General features: G+C 63.3%; 16 protein-coding genes. 14 read left to right on the forward strand and 2 right to left on the reverse strand.

Features of this window, described 5'->3' with window-relative positions:
• Positions 1 to 14: 14 nt before the first annotated feature.
• A complete protein-coding gene (locus tag E4656_RS02735) occupies positions 15 to 881 on the forward strand; it encodes a Rossmann-fold NAD(P)-binding domain-containing protein (protein ID WP_167855902.1) in 867 nt (288 codons plus the stop codon).
• Positions 882 to 888: 7 nt separating this feature from the next.
• Here the strand turns inward: E4656_RS02735 and E4656_RS02740 are convergent, their stop codons facing one another.
• Positions 889 to 1,908 carry a DUF3080 family protein gene (locus E4656_RS02740; protein WP_167855903.1) on the reverse strand — a complete coding sequence of 340 codons (1,020 nt, stop codon included), beginning with the start codon at positions 1,906 to 1,908 and terminating at the stop codon, positions 889 to 891.
• Between the two features lie 103 nt (positions 1,909 to 2,011).
• Between E4656_RS02740 and E4656_RS02745 the strand changes: the two genes are divergently transcribed.
• From E4656_RS02745 to E4656_RS02755, 3 genes are all read left to right on the forward strand, one after another.
• Positions 2,012 to 3,250, forward strand: a complete 1,239-nt coding sequence (locus E4656_RS02745) for an efflux RND transporter periplasmic adaptor subunit (RefSeq protein WP_135480963.1) — start codon at positions 2,012 to 2,014, stop codon at positions 3,248 to 3,250.
• 3 nt (positions 3,251 to 3,253) lie between these two features.
• A complete protein-coding gene (locus E4656_RS02750; RefSeq protein WP_135480965.1) occupies positions 3,254 to 6,352 on the forward strand; it encodes an efflux RND transporter permease subunit in 3,099 nt (1,032 codons plus the stop codon).
• An 88-nt stretch (positions 6,353 to 6,440) separates the two neighbouring features.
• Complete coding sequence (locus E4656_RS02755) at positions 6,441 to 6,800, forward strand: hypothetical protein (protein ID WP_135480967.1); 360 nt, start codon at positions 6,441 to 6,443, stop codon at positions 6,798 to 6,800.
• Positions 6,801 to 6,817: 17 nt separating this feature from the next.
• Here E4656_RS02755 and E4656_RS02760 read toward each other — a convergent pair whose 3' ends face one another.
• Complete coding sequence (locus E4656_RS02760; RefSeq protein WP_167855904.1) at positions 6,818 to 7,510, reverse strand: NAD(P)H-binding protein; 693 nt, start codon at positions 7,508 to 7,510, stop codon at positions 6,818 to 6,820.
• 101 nt (positions 7,511 to 7,611) lie between these two features.
• Between E4656_RS02760 and E4656_RS02765 the strand changes: the two genes are divergently transcribed.
• From E4656_RS02765 to ccmI, 10 genes are all read left to right on the forward strand, one after another.
• Positions 7,612 to 8,055 carry a hypothetical protein gene (locus E4656_RS02765; protein ID WP_135480971.1) on the forward strand — a complete coding sequence of 148 codons (444 nt, stop codon included), beginning with the start codon at positions 7,612 to 7,614 and terminating at the stop codon, positions 8,053 to 8,055.
• Between the two features lie 87 nt (positions 8,056 to 8,142).
• Positions 8,143 to 8,802 (forward strand): cytochrome c biogenesis heme-transporting ATPase CcmA, encoded by a 660-nt coding sequence (gene ccmA / locus E4656_RS02770; protein ID WP_135480973.1) that lies wholly within the window; start codon positions 8,143 to 8,145, stop codon positions 8,800 to 8,802.
• Entirely contained in the window at positions 8,802 to 9,461 is a 660-nt protein-coding gene (gene ccmB / locus E4656_RS02775) for a heme exporter protein CcmB (protein ID WP_135480975.1), read from the forward strand. The genes ccmA and ccmB overlap by 1 nt, the downstream gene beginning before the upstream one ends.
• Before the next feature lie 57 nt (positions 9,462 to 9,518).
• On the forward strand, positions 9,519 to 10,286 hold the full coding sequence (gene ccmC, locus E4656_RS02780; protein WP_135480977.1) for a heme ABC transporter permease CcmC: 768 nt from the start codon (positions 9,519 to 9,521) through the stop codon (positions 10,284 to 10,286).
• A 1-nt stretch (position 10,287) separates the two neighbouring features.
• On the forward strand, positions 10,288 to 10,464 hold the full coding sequence (gene ccmD, locus E4656_RS02785; RefSeq protein ID WP_135480979.1) for a heme exporter protein CcmD: 177 nt from the start codon (positions 10,288 to 10,290) through the stop codon (positions 10,462 to 10,464).
• The gene (gene ccmE / locus E4656_RS02790) at positions 10,461 to 10,928 is read left to right on the forward strand and encodes a cytochrome c maturation protein CcmE (RefSeq protein ID WP_135480981.1); all 468 of its coding nucleotides are present in this window, start codon (positions 10,461 to 10,463) and stop codon (positions 10,926 to 10,928) included. The genes ccmD and ccmE overlap by 4 nt, the downstream gene beginning before the upstream one ends.
• Before the next feature lie 3 nt (positions 10,929 to 10,931).
• Positions 10,932 to 12,884 carry a heme lyase CcmF/NrfE family subunit gene (locus E4656_RS02795; RefSeq protein ID WP_135480983.1) on the forward strand — a complete coding sequence of 651 codons (1,953 nt, stop codon included), beginning with the start codon at positions 10,932 to 10,934 and terminating at the stop codon, positions 12,882 to 12,884.
• Positions 12,884 to 13,408 carry a DsbE family thiol:disulfide interchange protein gene (locus E4656_RS02800; protein WP_135480984.1) on the forward strand — a complete coding sequence of 175 codons (525 nt, stop codon included), beginning with the start codon at positions 12,884 to 12,886 and terminating at the stop codon, positions 13,406 to 13,408. The genes E4656_RS02795 and E4656_RS02800 overlap by 1 nt, the downstream gene beginning before the upstream one ends.
• A complete protein-coding gene (locus E4656_RS02805) occupies positions 13,408 to 13,935 on the forward strand; it encodes a cytochrome c-type biogenesis protein (RefSeq protein WP_135480986.1) in 528 nt (175 codons plus the stop codon). The genes E4656_RS02800 and E4656_RS02805 overlap by 1 nt, the downstream gene beginning before the upstream one ends.
• A complete protein-coding gene (gene ccmI, locus E4656_RS02810; RefSeq protein ID WP_135480988.1) occupies positions 13,935 to 15,158 on the forward strand; it encodes a c-type cytochrome biogenesis protein CcmI in 1,224 nt (407 codons plus the stop codon). Before E4656_RS02805 ends, ccmI begins: the two co-directional genes overlap by 1 nt.
• Positions 15,159 to 15,182 lie beyond the last annotated feature (24 nt).

The following is a 15,182-nucleotide window of genomic DNA, read 5'->3' on the forward strand; positions in this document are numbered from 1 at the left end:
AGAGGGCGTCACTGATGGATACTGAATCAATGCCGGCGCTGATGGTGGGCCTGGGTGATCTGGGCAGCCGCATTGCCCGCCAACTGGCTGCCGCCAGCATACCCACGACCGGCGTCCGGCGCCGGACGGAACCTGTGGCGGGGGTGACAGTAGTCAGCCATGATGTCTGCACGCCCTGGCCGCGCGACCTGATGGCCCGGCCCCCGGCGGATGTGGTGTTCTGCCTGGCGCCACCGGAGCGCACCGATGCCGGCTATGAAAAAGCCTATCTGGAGCCCGCTCGAGCCGGGCTGCACTGGTTGCAGCAGCAGGCGCCGCAGGCGCATGTTTGGCTGATTGCATCGACCAGCGTCTATGCCCAGCAGGCTGGCGAATGGGTCGATGAGACGGCCATTGCCGCTCCCTCGCGGTCCGGCGCGGCGCTGATTCGGGCTGCCGAACAGCTTTGGCTGGACAGCCCGCAGCCCGCCACCACCCTGCGCCCGGCCGGCCTGTACGGTCCTGGGCGGGAGTATCTGCTGCGGCAGGCAGAGCAGGGTTATCGGGTCGCGGACGCGCAGCCGATCTACACCAATCGCATTCATGTGGATGATGTTGCCCGTGCCGTGGCGCATCTGGTGCAGCGTCGTCGTCGTGATGGCGTGGCAGAAGCTGTATTCAACCTGGCTGATCGTAAGCCGGTGGCCCTGCAGACCCTGCTGCCCCATCTGCAGCAACAACTGGGTGTGCAGATGACCGGTGAAGCGCGCCACCTCAGGCGCGGCAGCAAGCGCATCTCGTCCGCGCGCCTGGCAGCCACGGGCTTTCAATGGCTCTACCCGGACTGGACTCTGGGTTATGCCGATCTGATTGCGCAACGCCGGGCCCGGCAGCCCGATTGAGCGCGGGTCATCCCACGCTCAGGCCGCACTGATCCAGCAACTCACCCCATAGTTCGGCATGCTCGCGTGTGGTCTGTTGCAGGGTGTCGAGTTCACCACGCAGCTCAGCCATGAAATCTTCCCAGGCTTCATGTTCGACTGTGGTCGCTGTGGTCAGGGCGCTGAAATCGCCCAGCAGTTGCTCGCCGCGCCGATTGAGAGCAGCGAGATACGGCTGCACCTCACCGATAAAGACCAGCATCAGCACATTCTGCGCGTGTTCGCCGCTGCGGGTCAGTGTGCCTGCAGGGCACAGTCGATTGGCCTCGACAGCGCTCGCCAGCATCTGGTTGGCGGCATCCAGGCCGGCCTGACTGATCTGCACCGAGCGGCGCCACTGGCCGCCGCTGCTGTGCTGGCCGAGGCGCTGATAGAGGTTGCTGAAGGTGGTCTCGTCGGCAATATCAGCGTGCGGCCAGGTGTCGGCCCAGGCCGCCAGCGTCTGCAGGTCATTGTGCAGGGTGGACAGTGACGGCAGGTTGTCGGGACCCCAGCCACTGTAGGCCGCCGACCAGATCTGGCGCACCTCCGGGCTGGCAATGGTGCCGTTCCAGGTGGCTCTGGGCCAGGCTTTCTCCTTTTCTTCCGCCCAGTCCGCCAGTTGCTGTTGCTGATCTTCCCGGGTGTCCTCGTGCTCGCTGCACTCCTGTATGGCGTGCAGCACTCTGGCCTCGTAGCGCCACACCGAGCTGGGTGCGGCCACCCGTCCGAGAATGCTGTTGCGCTCACTGATCAGCCGGAACAGCTCGCAGTGGCGCAGGTTCCAGTACGACAGCGGGGTGACGCGGATATCCGGGATGTCCAGTTGCAGCTCCCGGGAGCGCGGGGCACTCTGGGGTGAAACGGGTTCCGGTGCCACCGTTGCGACGTCCAGCACATTGCTCAGACGGCTCAGGTAGTCGTCATGCAGATCGCTGGCAGACTGGCTGCATCCGACCAATGCCAGCAGACAGAGAAACAGAACGAGCAGCATGAATAGTCGAGACATATGAACCAGCGACATCCGTGGGGCGTATTAACGAAACTTCAGATCAACGCCATACCGAAGTGCACCGAGCGTTGGTCCGTCCCTAGTATAGAAAGGAGTCACTGTGCTGCGACGTATTTTACTGTTGGCCCTGCCGCTGCTGATTCTGGCTGTCGGTATTCTGCTGGCCCGCTACATGCTGGAGAACCGCCGCGAAGCTGACCCTGACGATTCCATGGTGGTCGAGGCCGGGCAGGTCGGTGATGTGGCAACGGTGGAGGTGTTGACCTGGACGCCGGTCGAGGCTCGCCCCGAGATCATTCTCTATGGCCAGTTGCAGCCGGCACGGCGCCTGGAGGCGCGGGCCGCATTTGCGGGCCGGGTGGGCACCCTCAACGTGGCGTCGGGTGATCCTGTTCAGGCCGGCGCCATGCTGGTGCGGCTGGATACGGCTGAACTGGAGCGGCGGCTGGCGCGTGTCGAAAACAGGCTGCGTGAGGTCGAGGCCAGTGAGCGGCAGGAGCACAGAGAGCAGGCCGCCGCCGAGGAAGCGCTGGCTGCCGAACGGGAACTGGAGCGCATTGCGGCGCGTGCCGTGGACCGAATTCGTGATCTCCAGCAGCGCAACCTGGCCGCCACCAGTGATGTCGAAGAAGCCGAACGCGCTCTGCAGCAACAGCGCCTGGCACGCAATCAGCAGCAGTTGCGCGTGGAGGGCCATGCCGACCGCCTGACGCAACTGTCAGTGCAGCGCCGCGAAATGGACTTGGACCTGGAGCAACTGCGCGCCGACCTGGGCGACGCAGAGTTCACGGCACCCTTTGCCGGTGAAGTGGTCGGGGTGGAAGTTGAAGATGGTGACCGTGTCAGCGCCAACGCCCCCTTGCTGACGGTGATTGACCGCAGCCAGATGCGCCTGGAAGCACGCCTGCCAATGCGCATGGCGCCGCTGTTGCAACCGCAGATGCCGGCAAGGCTGGAAACGGAGGCCGGTGAGTACAACCTTACCCTGCAAGGCTGGGAAACCCTGGCCCGCGGCGGCACCCTGCTGCTGCGCTTCGGGCTCGACGATCCGGCGCCGCGGACTGCAGCCGACAGCTATCACCGGGTGCGTCTGCAACTGGCGACTGAACCCTCCGTGGTGGCGTTGCCGGTGACGGCCCTGTATGAGCAGGGTTATGTCTATCGGGTGCAGGACGATCGCCTGCAGCGGGTCGATGTCACGCTGGTCGGTTATCGCGGCAGCGGTGCTGATACCCAGGCACTGGTGCGCAGTGACGCCCTGCCCGCAGGCGCCGAGGTGCTGCTTACCCGGCTGGCCAATGCGGTGAGCGGCCTGCCGGTGCTGGTCAGGGAGAACTGAGCCATGACTTCCGTGCTGGCCGCATTCGCCCGCCACCGGGTGGCGCCCAATGTGTTGATGTTTGTGGTGATCCTGCTCGGCCTGTGGGCGCTGGAGCGCCTCAACACCCAGTTTCTGCCCGACTTCGAACTCAGCATCATCCAGGTCAGCACTGACTGGCCGGGGGTCAGCGCCGAAGAGGTTCAGGACAGCCTGACCATACCGCTGGAGAATGCGCTGGCGGGCAATGCCGATATCGACACTCTGGAGAGCAGCAGTTTCGAAGGCGGTATGACGATGGACATCGCGCTGCGCGAGGGCGTGGCTGACCCGGATCGAACCCTGCGTGATATAGAGCGTGCCTTTGCCGGAGTGGACCTGCCCGCCGGTGCCGACGATCCGCAGGTCACCCCCTTTGTGTTTTTCGAGCGCGTGGCCGATGTACTGCTCCATGGTGACCTCACCTTCGAGGAAATGCGCTACTGGGCCAGGTCGGCCGAGCGGTCGCTGAGCAATGCAGGTATTGCCCAGATAGAAGTGGCCGGCGTGCCGGAACGGGAGTGGCAGATCGGTGTGCCGCCACAGCAGTGGCTGGCTACCGGCCTGTCGCTGCGCGATCTGGCCGACCGCCTGGCCGATGCCAATGTCAATGCGCCGGCCGGCCTGTCCGGTGAGCGGGTGCTGGCCAGTCAGTGGCAACTGCGCAACCGGGAGGTCGACGCGCTGGGGCTCGGTCAGCAGACGCTGCCCATTGCCGGCGAACCCGGTTTCATGGCGCTGGGTGACCTGGGTGACATCACCCGGGTCTATGTCGATGATGACGTGCGGCTGTTCTACCAGGAGCAGCCTGCGGTAAGGCTGACCCTGAGCCGGGCCCGGGGCGAAAACACGCTGGATGTGGCAGCAACACTGCAGGACTGGCGACAGGACTTTGAGCCCGGACTGCCTGCGGGCATTGCGCTGCATCTGTTCAATGAGGACTGGCGCTTTGTGCAGTCCCGCATCAGCATCATTCTGGAGAGCGGGCTTGGTGGCATGGTGCTGGTGCTGCTGGTGCTGTTCATCTTTCTCAATCACCGGGTGGCGTTCTGGGTGGCGCTGGGTATTCCGGTGTCATTCCTGGCTACCCTGGTGCTGATGGAACTGACGGGCAACTCCATCAACCTGATCTCGCTGTTCGGGTTTCTGGTGGCGCTGGGCATCATTGTCGATGACGCCATCGTGGTGGGGGAGCAGACCTATGCCGAGGTGGAACGGGGTGAAGATCCCCAGGATGCCGCAGTGGCGGCTGCCCGCAAGATGCTGCCCGCCGTGCTGGCGTCCAGTGTGACCACCATTGCCGCCTTTCTGCCCCTGTTGCTGGTCACCGGCCAGGCCGGCACCTTCACCATCAGCGTGCCGCTGGTGGTCATCTTTGCCATTCTGGCCTCACTGATCGAGTGTTTCCTGATCCTGCCCGGCCACCTGGCTCACAGCCTGCGTTCACGGGCCGGGGGCGCGCAGCGGGTGCGGGCCCTGCGGCGCGGTTTCGAACGTGGCTTCGACTGGGTGCGGCAGGTACCGTTTCGGACCCTGGTGCGGTTTGCGGTCGACAATCGCCTGACCACCTACAGCGTGGCCCTGGTATCCCTGCTGCTGGCTGTGGTGCTGGTGATCAGCGGCCGGGTGGCCTTTGTGTTCTTCCCTGATATTCAGCAGGAACAGGTGACCCTGAAGGTCGACTTTGCGCCCGGCACATCCGTGGAGCGCGTGGATGGCTTTCTGCGTGACATGGAATCGGCGCTGCTGGAGATTGACCGTCAGTATCCCTTCCCGGTGGTGGATACCCTGGTGCGCGAGCTGAATCGGGGCGCCCGGGAGCAAGGGGCACTGTTCGTCACCTTTGACGGGGCCACCGATCGGCCGGTCAGCAATGCGCAGATTCTGCGCGCCTGGCGGGAGGCGGTCACTGCGCCGCCGGGCATCATTGCACTGCGCTTCGAGCAACCGTCCCAGGGGCCCAGTACCAACGAGGTCAGTGTGCGCCTGCGGGGCGACGACACCAACGAGCTCAAGGCGGCTTCTGAATGGCTGCAGAGCGAACTGAGGGGCTTTGGCGGTCTGCGCGATATTCGGGACAACCTGCCGCTGGGCAGTGAGCAACTGGCGCTGCGGCTGAACCCCGAAGCACTGGCACTGGGCCTGAGCACGCGGCAACTGGGTGACCAGCTGGCGGATCTGACGCGCGGGCGCACGGCCCAGATTATTCCGCAGGACGACGAGGATCTGCGCCTGCGCGTTGTGTTGCCGGGGCGTGATACGGCCACCTGGGCCGATCTGCAGAACATTCCGGTGCTGTTGCCGGACGGCGACTGGCAGCCGCTGTCGGCGTTGGTAACGGTGGAGTTCACCCGCGCCACGGACCGCTTCAACAGAATCAACCGGGAATTGGCAGCAGAGGTCCATGCCGAGCTGGGTGCAGACGGACTGACGCTCAATGACGTCAACAGCTGGCTGCGCACCGACATCCTGGAGCAACTGGAAGACCGGTTTGCGGTCTTTGCCTCGCTGGAAGGCGATCAGGCCGGACAGGCGCAGTTCCTGCAGGATGTGCAGTTCGGGGCCGTGCTGGCCCTGATCCTGATTTTCGGTGCTCTGGCCTGGGTGTTCGAAAGCTGGGTCTGGCCCTTTGCCGTGCTGGCGGCCATACCCTTTGCCCTGACCGGCGCCATCGGTGGCCACTGGCTGATGGGCCTGGAGCTGTCGGCGCTCAGCATCTATGGCCTGTTCGGGCTGTCCGGTATCGTGATCAACAACGGCATAGTGCTGGTGATCTTCTATCGGGATCTGCGCGCTACCGGACTGGCGGTGCGAGAGGCCGTGGTGGAAGCTGCCGTGCAGCGTTTCCGGGCAGTGTTGCTGACGTCCCTGACCACCATCGCCGGTTTGAGCTTCCTGCTCACCGAGACCTCGTTCGATGCCCAGTTCCTGATTCCGCTGGCTGCCGGCATCGTGTTCGGTCTGGCATTCGGGACCCTCATCATGCTGGTGCTGGTGCCGGCGCTGCTGACCAGTATCGAGCTCGGGCGGCAGCGCATGGACCGTTGGAGAGGGCGCCCGCTGGAGGGGACCATGCAGGGGTGACATTAGTCACCTTTACAGTTTGCTCACAGACCAGCATCACGTTATGGTGGAAACCTTAAGTATAGAAACAAGGTTGAACACAAGCGCCATGATTAACGGTTTCAGACGCTGGGGTTATCGGCTGCGTTTTCTCGCCCCCCTCTTTCTGCTGGGCGTTATCGGCACCGGTGTGGTGCTTGGTCTCGGCACTCTCAACAACTGGACCGAGTGGATGTACCCGTCCCTGATCGGGTTCATGTGGAGTCTGCTCGGGCTCTGTTTTGTCTGGTGGTTTCAGCCCCCCGGGCCCAATGCGGTACTGCTGACGACGGCATGGGGGCGCTTCAAGGCCAAGCTTGGCAAGCTCTTTGTAGTGCTCAAATGCTGGGTGTTCATCGTCATGCTGTTTGGCACCATCGGCCTGACGGTACGGTTTGTCATGCTCTGGCAGCAGGGCGTGCCGCTCTAGCGAATCAACCAGACAGCTTACTGGTCGCGCTGCCGGGGCACCGGCGCTTTCACCAGTTGCCACAGGTCGGCTCCCATCAGCAGGTGAGTACCCTCGGGCGCACTGGCCGCGCTGTTGCAGATGGCCTGTGCCAGTTCATCCGCTTCTATGGGCCGGGCGGTGGCCGGCAGCCAGCGCCGAAACGGGGTCAGTGCCAACTGACTCAATTGTTCCATCGCCCGCCCGGGGTGTTCGCCGAGCAGCAGCGAGGGGCGGAAGATCACCAGACTGGGGAAGCGCAGCTTCTCAAGTTCGCGTTCCAGCTCGCCCTTGACCCGATTGTAGAAAATCCAGGATTCCGGGTCCGCGCCCACTGCCGAAACCAGAAACAGCCGCTCGGTGCCGGCCGCGCGTGCCGCATTGGCGAAGCCATAGGGCATGTCGAGATCGACCGCCCGAAAGTCGGCCCGTGAGCCTGCCGTCGCCATGGTGGTGCCAAAGGTGATGAAGGCCTGATCGACTCCGCTCAGGTCCAGGGCTCCGGGGTCGGTAAAGTCGGTTCTGATCCAACTGGCATTGAGGGGCATGCGGGCCGGTTCGCGGCGTCCGAATACGGTCACACGCTCAAACTGCCGCGCCAGTCGGGGCAGCAGGTGGCGGCCGACCAGTCCGGTGGCACCCATGAGTGCGGCATGCCGAAAATGGGGCAGGGCGGTGGTGGGCTGAGGCATGGCGGGCTCCGGTTGGACATCAGCAGGGCATTCGGCCACCATGGGCCGCATTCGTTTTCCGGGGCTGCCCGGTAACAGTCTGCTGCAAGGTTAGCAACTTGATGTCCAGGGTCAAACGACATATTCCTGCCATGCTGTATACATTGCTGTCCCTGCTGGGCCTGGCGCTGCTGCTGGATGGCGCGCTGGGCAGTGACTGGGTGTTCTGCCGGCTGACCTCGGTGCTGTGTGTCAGTGGTCCGGGTCTGGTCGGCACCCTGTTGCTGGCGCTGTACGGTGCCCTGGGCCTGCTGACCTGCGTGGCCTTTGCGGCCATGCTGTACCGGGTGCTGCGCCAGGGCGGCGCCAGGATGGAGGTCAATCATGCTGATCGGCTGCTGGTAGGCCGGGCGATTACCGATATACGCGCGCTCTGCAAGCAGGGCGAATTTGGCAAGGCGCTGCTGCTGGTGGAAACGCTGCGGCGCAAGTATCCGCAGAATCGACAGTTGCGTGAGCTGGAGCAGCGTCTGCACCGGGCGCTGGATGATCAGGGCGTGTCCTGAACCGACTATTTACGTGCTGGCGTTTGACATGGGCGCCGGGGGCCTTTAGAATACGGCACCCGCAACCACCAGCCGTGGAGTGTTGTCTTGCCCAATACCGCTCAACCCGCGCCGACCGAACCGGTACTTGCTGCCCGGCGTTTGAGCTGTGAGCGCGATGAGCGGCTGCTGTTCAGTGATCTGGCGCTGCAACTGGCGCCCGGCGAGGCGCTGCGCATTGCCGGCCGCAACGGCAGCGGCAAGACCACCCTGATGCGGGGCCTGGTGGGGCTCAATATTGAAGTGACCGGGGCCGTGGATTGGGCCGAAACGCCGTCCGGTGCTGTACCCTGGCTCTATGTCGGCCATCGGCCGGGTATCTCGGCGCATCTGACGGTGGTGGAGAATCTGCGTTTTCTGGCTCATCTGCGTGATCTTGACCCTGACCCGGCAGCGCTGGCCGCAGCTCTGGAGGCCGTGGACCTGAGTGCCTTCGATGACAGTCTGGGTCATCAGTTGTCGGCCGGTCAGCAGCGGCGTGTGCTGCTGGCCCTGCTGTATCTGCCCGGCCTGCCGCGCTGCTGGGTGCTGGATGAACCCTTCACAGCGCTGGACCGCCAGGGCGTGGCGGCACTTGAAGCCCATCTGCGCGCGCACTGTGAACAGGGCGGCAGCCTGCTGTTTTCGACCCATCATGAACCCGCAGGTTTTGTGTATCGTACGCTTCAGTTGGACACCCAGGCGGCTGCCGCAGCGGAGGCAGGCTGATGCTGTTTCTGCTGCGCCGGGAATGGCTGCTGAGCTGGCGGCGGCGCGCCGAGCTGGTCAACCCGCTGGTGTTCAACCTGATGGTGATCACGCTGTTTCCGCTCGGCATCACGCCCGAGGCCGAAAAGCTGGCAGTGCTGGCACCCGGTATTCTGTGGGTGGCGGCGCTGCTGGCCACCCTGTTGTCGCTGGATCTGATGTTTCGCTACGACCACCAGGACGGTTCGCTGGAACAGGTGGCGGCCAGCGGTACCCCGCTGGCCGCGCTCATTCTGGCCAAGATCATCAATCACTGGCTGTTCACCGGCCTGGCGCTGACGCTGATGGCACCGCTGCTGGGCCTGATGCTGCACCTGTCGGGCGATCTGATGTTGCTGATGATGCTGGTGCTGGCGCTGGGTACCCTGGTGTTCAGCGCTATCGGTTCCATTGGTGCGGCACTGGTGGCCGGGTTGCGACGCGGCGGACTGCTGCTGTCATTACTGGTCATTCCTTTATATATTCCGGTGTTGATATTCGGCACCGGTACCATCAGCGCCGCCATTGCGGGGTTGCCCTTTGTGGCACCGCTGGCGACGCTGGCTGCGATGGCCTCCATGGCGCTGGCTGCCGCCCCCTGGGTGGCGGGCGCCGCACTGAGGTTGTCGATCAATGACTGAACCCGGAGACGCTGAGGAAGTCGTTATGCAATTGCCCTGGGGAGATGAAAGCTGACTATGGCACTGTCCTTGACTCCGGTCTGGCGCTGGTTTCACCGCTGGACGTCACCACCCAATTTCTATCGCATCAGTCGTCCCTGGGCCCATGGTCTGATGGCGGTGGGAGGCACGGCCCTGTTCGTTGCCTGGATCTGGGGCCTGGTCTTTGCCCCGGAGGATTATCTGCAGGGCAACAGCTACCGCATCATCTTTGTGCATGTGCCGTCGGCCAGTGCCTCGCTGGCGCTGTATCTGACCATGGCCATCACCGCTGTGATCAGCCTGGTGTGGAAGATCAAGCTGGCGGACATGGTGATCCGGCAGTGCATCCCGGTGGGGCTGACGCTGACGGCGCTGGCGCTCATTTCCGGTGCCATCTGGGGGCGGCCGACCTGGGGCGTCTACTGGATATGGGATGCACGGCTGACCTCCATGCTGCTGCAGCTGTTCCTGTTTATCGGCATGTGGGCCATTCATACGGCCATCGATCAGCAGAAGCTGGCGGATCGGGCCACGGCCATACTGGTGCTGGTCGGGTTCGTCAATCTGCCCATCATCAAATGGTCGGTGGACTGGTGGAATACCATGCATCAGCCTGCCACCATCCGTATCACCGGCGAAACCACCATGGTCTGGGAGATGCTGGCGCCGCTGCTGCTGAGCATGGCAGCCACCTATTGTGTGGTCGCAGCGCTGGTGCTGTATCGTACCCGCTGGGAAATTCTGTATAGGGAGCGCAAAACACGCTGGGTGCAGGATGAGCTTGGTATCAGGGGGAAGGCATAATATGGGCTACTTCGACAGCTTTGCCGATTTCGTCCGCATGGGGAACCATGGGATCTTTGTCTGGTCTGTTTACGCAATCACGGTGCTGACCATCCTGGGGCATTGGCTTGGCCTGCGGTTACAGCGGCGCCGGGTCATCAATGAATTACAGCGACTGAAGAAAAGAGGGCACCTATGAACCCGGCGCGCAAACAGCGTCTTATCCTCATCCTGCTGGCAGTGGGCCTGTTCACCGTCTCCGTCATTCTGCTGCTGATTGCCAACCGCAATCAGGTCAACCTGTTCTACAGCCCGACCGACATCGTGGAAGGGGAAGCGCCGCTGGATCGCAGTTTCCGCGCCGGCGGCGTGGTGGTCCACGACAGTGTCTGGCGTGATACCGATACCCTGGCGGTGACCTTTACCGTGTCCGACAACCTGTCCGAGGTAACCATGACCTATACCGGCATCCTGCCGGATCTGTTCAAGGAAGGGCAGGGTGTGGTGGCTACCGGTACGCTGAACGAGAACGGTATCTTCCAGGCCAGCGAGGTGCTGGCCCGGCACGACGAGAACTATATGCCGCCCGAAGTGGCCCGGGCGCTGGAAGAAGCCCGCCGCCGCGGGCAGACCCCGGACTACAACAACGCCGGGGGGTACTGATTCATGCTGCCGGAGTTCGGTTTCCTGGCGCTTATCTTCGCCTTCCTGTTCAGCCTGGCCCTGGGTGTGCTGCCGCTGCTGGGCTATTACCGGCAGCATGCCGGTCTGATGCGCCTGGCCCGGCCGCTCGGGCTGGGTGCCATGGCCTTTCTGATACTGTCGTTCGGGGTGCTGACCTGGAATTTTCTCAATGATGATTTCACCGTGCGCTATGTGGTGAATCATTCGAATTCCATGCTGCCCTGGTACTACAAGGTCAGTGCTGTCTGGGGCGGCCACGAAGGGTCCATGCTGCTGTGGGTGATGATCCTGAGTTTCTGGATTGTGGCTGTGGCCGCCTTCAGCAAAAAGCTGCCGCTGGACATGCTGGCCGTGGTCATGAGCATGATGGGCCTGGTACTGGCGGCCTTCAACGCCTTTCTGATTTTCACCTCCAACCCCTTCGACCGGGTGCTGCCGTTTCCGCCCGCCGACGGGCGGGACCTGAACCCGCTGTTGCAGGACCCGGGCCTGATTCTGCATCCGCCCATGCTGTACATGGGCTATGTCGGCTTCTCGGTGGCCTTTGCCTTTGCCATCTCGGCGCTGCTGATCGGTCGTCTCGACAGTGCCTGGGCCCGCTGGTCGCGCCCCTGGACCAATGTGGCCTGGGTGTTCATGACGCTGGGTATCGCCCTGGGCTCCTGGTGGGCCTACTACGAGCTGGGCTGGGGCGGCTGGTGGTTCTGGGACCCGGTGGAGAATGCCTCCCTGATTCCCTGGCTGCTGGGCACGGCGCTGATTCATTCGCTGGCGGCGACCGACAAACGGGGTGTGTACAAGGGCTGGACGGTGCTGCTGGCCATCTCGACCTTCTCCATGACGCTGCTGGGCACCTTCCTGGTGCGCTCCGGGGTGCTCAACAGTGTGCATGCCTTTGCCAATGATCCGTCGCGCGGCTTCTTCATTCTGCTGATCTTTGCCGTGTTTACCGGCGGTTCGCTGCTGCTCTATGCACTGCGTCTGCCGGCGCTGCAGGCCGGGGCCCGCTTCCAGTGGGTGTCACGCGAGATGTTCCTGCTCGGCAACAACCTGATGCTGACGCTCTATACCGTCATCATCATCCTGCTCACCTTTGCGCCGGTGGTGAATGACTTGCTGGGCCTGCGCACCATCTCCATCGGCCCGCCCTGGTTCAATGACATCACCACGGTGCTGGCGCCGCTGCTGGTGCTGCTGCTGGGGGTCGGCCAGTGGGTACGCTGGAAGAAACACGACCTCAAGCCGGTCATGCGCTGGTCGGCCTGGGCCCTGATCGCCTCGGTGGCGCTGGCGGTGTTGTGCAACTGGCTCTATGCGCAGCACATCAACTGGCGCGTGGTGCTGGGGCTGTCGCTGGCCTGGTGGCTGGCTCTGAGCACGCTGAAAACCCTGTACGACAGCACGCACAAGGCAGCCAACCCGCTGCTGGGTCTGCGCAAGCTGAGTCGTTCCTATTACGGTATGATTCTGGGTCATGTGGGCCTGTTGGTCATGATTGTCGGGGTGACCATGGCCACCCAGTACGAAGCTCACCAGGATGTGCGTATGGCACCGGGTGATCGTTATGCGCTGGGCAACTGGACCTTCGAGTTCCGCGAGTATGACGAACGGGCAGTGGCCAACTACGAGACCCAGATGGCCTTCTTCAATCTGTATCGCAACGGCCGTCCGGCCGGCGAACTGCTGGCCGAAAAGCGCTTCTACCCGGTGGCGGGTCAACTGATGACCCAGGCGGGTATTCTCGGGCAGCTGAATCGGGACCTTTATGTGTCCATGGGTGAACCACTGACAGCGGATCGCGAAACCTGGTCGGTGCGTCTGCATGTCAAACCCTTTGTGCGCTGGATCTGGCTGGGTTCCATCATTATGGCGCTGGGTGCCGGACTGGCGATTCTGGATAAACGCTATCGTCGAATCAAACTGGGAGAAACCTGATGCGTTGGGTGGTGTTTGTACCCTTTTTCGTGGTGATGGTCGCGGCCACCGTGTTCGGCTACATGCTGTCGAACAACGAGCAGGAAGGCAGCGCGCCCTCCACCCGCATCGGCCAGCCACTGCCGGCCTTCGCGCTGGAAGACCTGGTCGACCCGGAACTGCAGCGGGTCAATGAAGACATGCTGGGCGAGCCCTTTCTGCTCAATGTCTGGGGCTCCTGGTGCCCGAGCTGTCGTATCGAGCACCCGGTACTCAACGGCCTGGCCGCTGACGGTGTGCGCATTATCGGGCTGAATTATCGTGATACGCGGGATGGCGGCATCGAATGGCTGGAAGAACGCGGCGACCCCTATGTGTTCAATGTTTTTGATCCGATTGGCGAGTTCGGCTTTGATCTGGGTGTGGTCGGTGCTCCCGAAACCTATTTTGTCGATGCCGAGGGCATAGTGCGCCACCGCCATGTGGGCATTCTCAATGAACGACACTGGGAGAATACGTTGCGCGACGTCTGGGAGTCCCTGTGATGCGCTACTGGGCAATACTGCTGGCGCTGGGGCTGCTGTCGACCCAGGCGCCGGCACAGACCATCGGCGAGGGCACCGGCCTGCTGATTCAGGAAGATCAGTCGCTGGTGGAACCGTTGCGCGAGTTCTCCTCTGCCGAACTGGAAGAGCGTTTCTATCGCCTCAACTGGCAGTTGCGCTGCATGCAGTGTGACAACCAGGCCATCGGGGATTCCAATGCGCCGGTCTCGGCGCAGATGCGCGACCGCGTGGCGCGCCTGCTGGAGCAGGGTTACAGCGACCGCGAAGTCGTGGACTACATGATCGAGCGATATGGCGAGGGTGTGACCTACCGGCCGCGTCTGGGCGGCCACACGATCTGGATCTGGATCGTCGGCTTTGCCCTTACTGCCTTTCTGATTGCGGTGATCGTGGGCATCCGCAACCGCCATGGTGGCGCTGATGATATGACCACCGCGACGCTGAGTGCCGAAGAGCAGGCCCGTTTGCAGGCCTTGCGAGATCAAAACCGGGGAGAGACGTCCTGATGCTGTTGGCGGTAGTATTATCCATGCTGGTCGTGCTGTGCGCACTGGCAGCGCTGTTTCTGCTGTACCCGGCACTGTACGGCAGCCGCAAGCCCATTCGGCTGGCCCGCAATCGTGATCGTCTGGCTGTTTACGAAGCCCGCAGTGCCGAGTTGGCCGAAGAGCGCGCCAGCGGGCTGCTGGAAGAGGCTGACTATCAGGCCCTGCAGGCCGAACTGGACCGGCAGATCCTGCAGGAGACAGCCACTGCCGAGAAAACCATTGATGCGGCCGGGCGGCTGGACTGGCGCTGGTCGGTCCTGACGCTGGGCGTCATGGCGCTGCTGGCGCTGCTGATCTATCAGCCGTTCGGGGCGCGTCAGGAAATGGCACTGTATGAACTGGCCCAGGTGCGCGAACGCAGCCCGGAAGACAAGGTGCGCTTTGTGACCGCGCTGGAAGAGCATCTGCAGCACCAGCGCCGGCCCGATATCGAAGACCTCTACATGCTGGCGCTGGGCTATGAAGAACTGGACCAGCCGCGTGACGCCATTGCCACCTATGATCGGGTCGAGGCCGCCTACCGGGCGCTGGATGAATATGACCCGGAAGACCTCTCCATCGTGATCAGCAACCGGGCCCAGACGCGTTTCATGGCCGATGGACGCCGGATGACGGCCGCAACCGAAGCCGATTTCGAGGAAGCGCTGCGCCTTGATCCGCTCAACCGCCAGGCCCTGGCCACCCTGGGCATGGCGCATATGGATGCCGGCAACCCGGCCCGGGCCATCGAGGTGTGGGAGCGTTTTCTCGAGGTGGCCGAACCGGGTCGCATGCGCGATGCCGTGGCGGGCGCCCTGACGCACGCCCGGCAGCTGACCGGTGAAGCGGCCGACGCCGAACTGGATGGCGTGCAGGTACTGCTGTCGGCGGTGCCGGATGAACTGGACCCGGAAGCCTTCATCTATATAGTGGCGCGCAACACCGAGGACGGCTCCCTGGTGGCCCTGCAGCGCTACACCGCTGCCGAGATGCCGCTGGCGCTGCGCCTGACCGATCAGGACCGTTCCGAGGACATGGCGGCCCTGTCTTCCCGCGACGAAGTCGAGATAGTGGCCTTCGCCACGCCGCCGGGCGCGAGCCTGAACGAAGCCTCGCACGCCTCGCAGGTGGTGCGGGTGCCGACCTCGGGTGAAGATGCGGTGGCCTCACTCAGTCTCGAGGCACGCCGAACCGAGCCCTAATGGCCGTTTGTGTGGCTGTCAAAA

Origin of the sequence: Natronospirillum operosum, from assembly GCF_004768465.1 — a bacterium.
Taxonomy (GTDB): domain Bacteria; phylum Pseudomonadota; class Gammaproteobacteria; order Pseudomonadales; family Natronospirillaceae; genus Natronospirillum; species Natronospirillum operosum.

Bases quoted from the DNA above. Each gene is read 5' to 3' on its own strand.
- E4656_RS02735 (WP_167855902.1), top strand. From the start codon at position 15: ATGGATACTGAATCAATGCCGGCGCTGATGGTGGGCCTGGGTGATCTG.
- E4656_RS02740 (WP_167855903.1), bottom strand. From the start codon at position 1,908: ATGTCTCGACTATTCATGCTGCTCGTTCTGTTTCTCTGTCTGCTGGCA.
- E4656_RS02750 (WP_135480965.1), top strand. From the start codon at position 3,254: ATGACTTCCGTGCTGGCCGCATTCGCCCGCCACCGGGTGGCGCCCAAT.
- E4656_RS02755 (WP_135480967.1), top strand. From the start codon at position 6,441: ATGATTAACGGTTTCAGACGCTGGGGTTATCGGCTGCGTTTTCTCGCC.
- E4656_RS02760 (WP_167855904.1), bottom strand. From the start codon at position 7,510: ATGCCTCAGCCCACCACCGCCCTGCCCCATTTTCGGCATGCCGCACTC.
- E4656_RS02765 (WP_135480971.1), top strand. From the start codon at position 7,612: ATGTCCAGGGTCAAACGACATATTCCTGCCATGCTGTATACATTGCTG.
- ccmB (WP_135480975.1), top strand. From the start codon at position 8,802: ATGCTGTTTCTGCTGCGCCGGGAATGGCTGCTGAGCTGGCGGCGGCGC.
- ccmC (WP_135480977.1), top strand. From the start codon at position 9,519: ATGGCACTGTCCTTGACTCCGGTCTGGCGCTGGTTTCACCGCTGGACG.
- ccmD (WP_135480979.1), top strand. From the start codon at position 10,288: ATGGGCTACTTCGACAGCTTTGCCGATTTCGTCCGCATGGGGAACCAT.
- ccmE (WP_135480981.1), top strand. From the start codon at position 10,461: ATGAACCCGGCGCGCAAACAGCGTCTTATCCTCATCCTGCTGGCAGTG.
- E4656_RS02795 (WP_135480983.1), top strand. From the start codon at position 10,932: ATGCTGCCGGAGTTCGGTTTCCTGGCGCTTATCTTCGCCTTCCTGTTC.
- E4656_RS02800 (WP_135480984.1), top strand. From the start codon at position 12,884: ATGCGTTGGGTGGTGTTTGTACCCTTTTTCGTGGTGATGGTCGCGGCC.
- E4656_RS02805 (WP_135480986.1), top strand. From the start codon at position 13,408: ATGCGCTACTGGGCAATACTGCTGGCGCTGGGGCTGCTGTCGACCCAG.
- ccmI (WP_135480988.1), top strand. From the start codon at position 13,935: ATGCTGTTGGCGGTAGTATTATCCATGCTGGTCGTGCTGTGCGCACTG.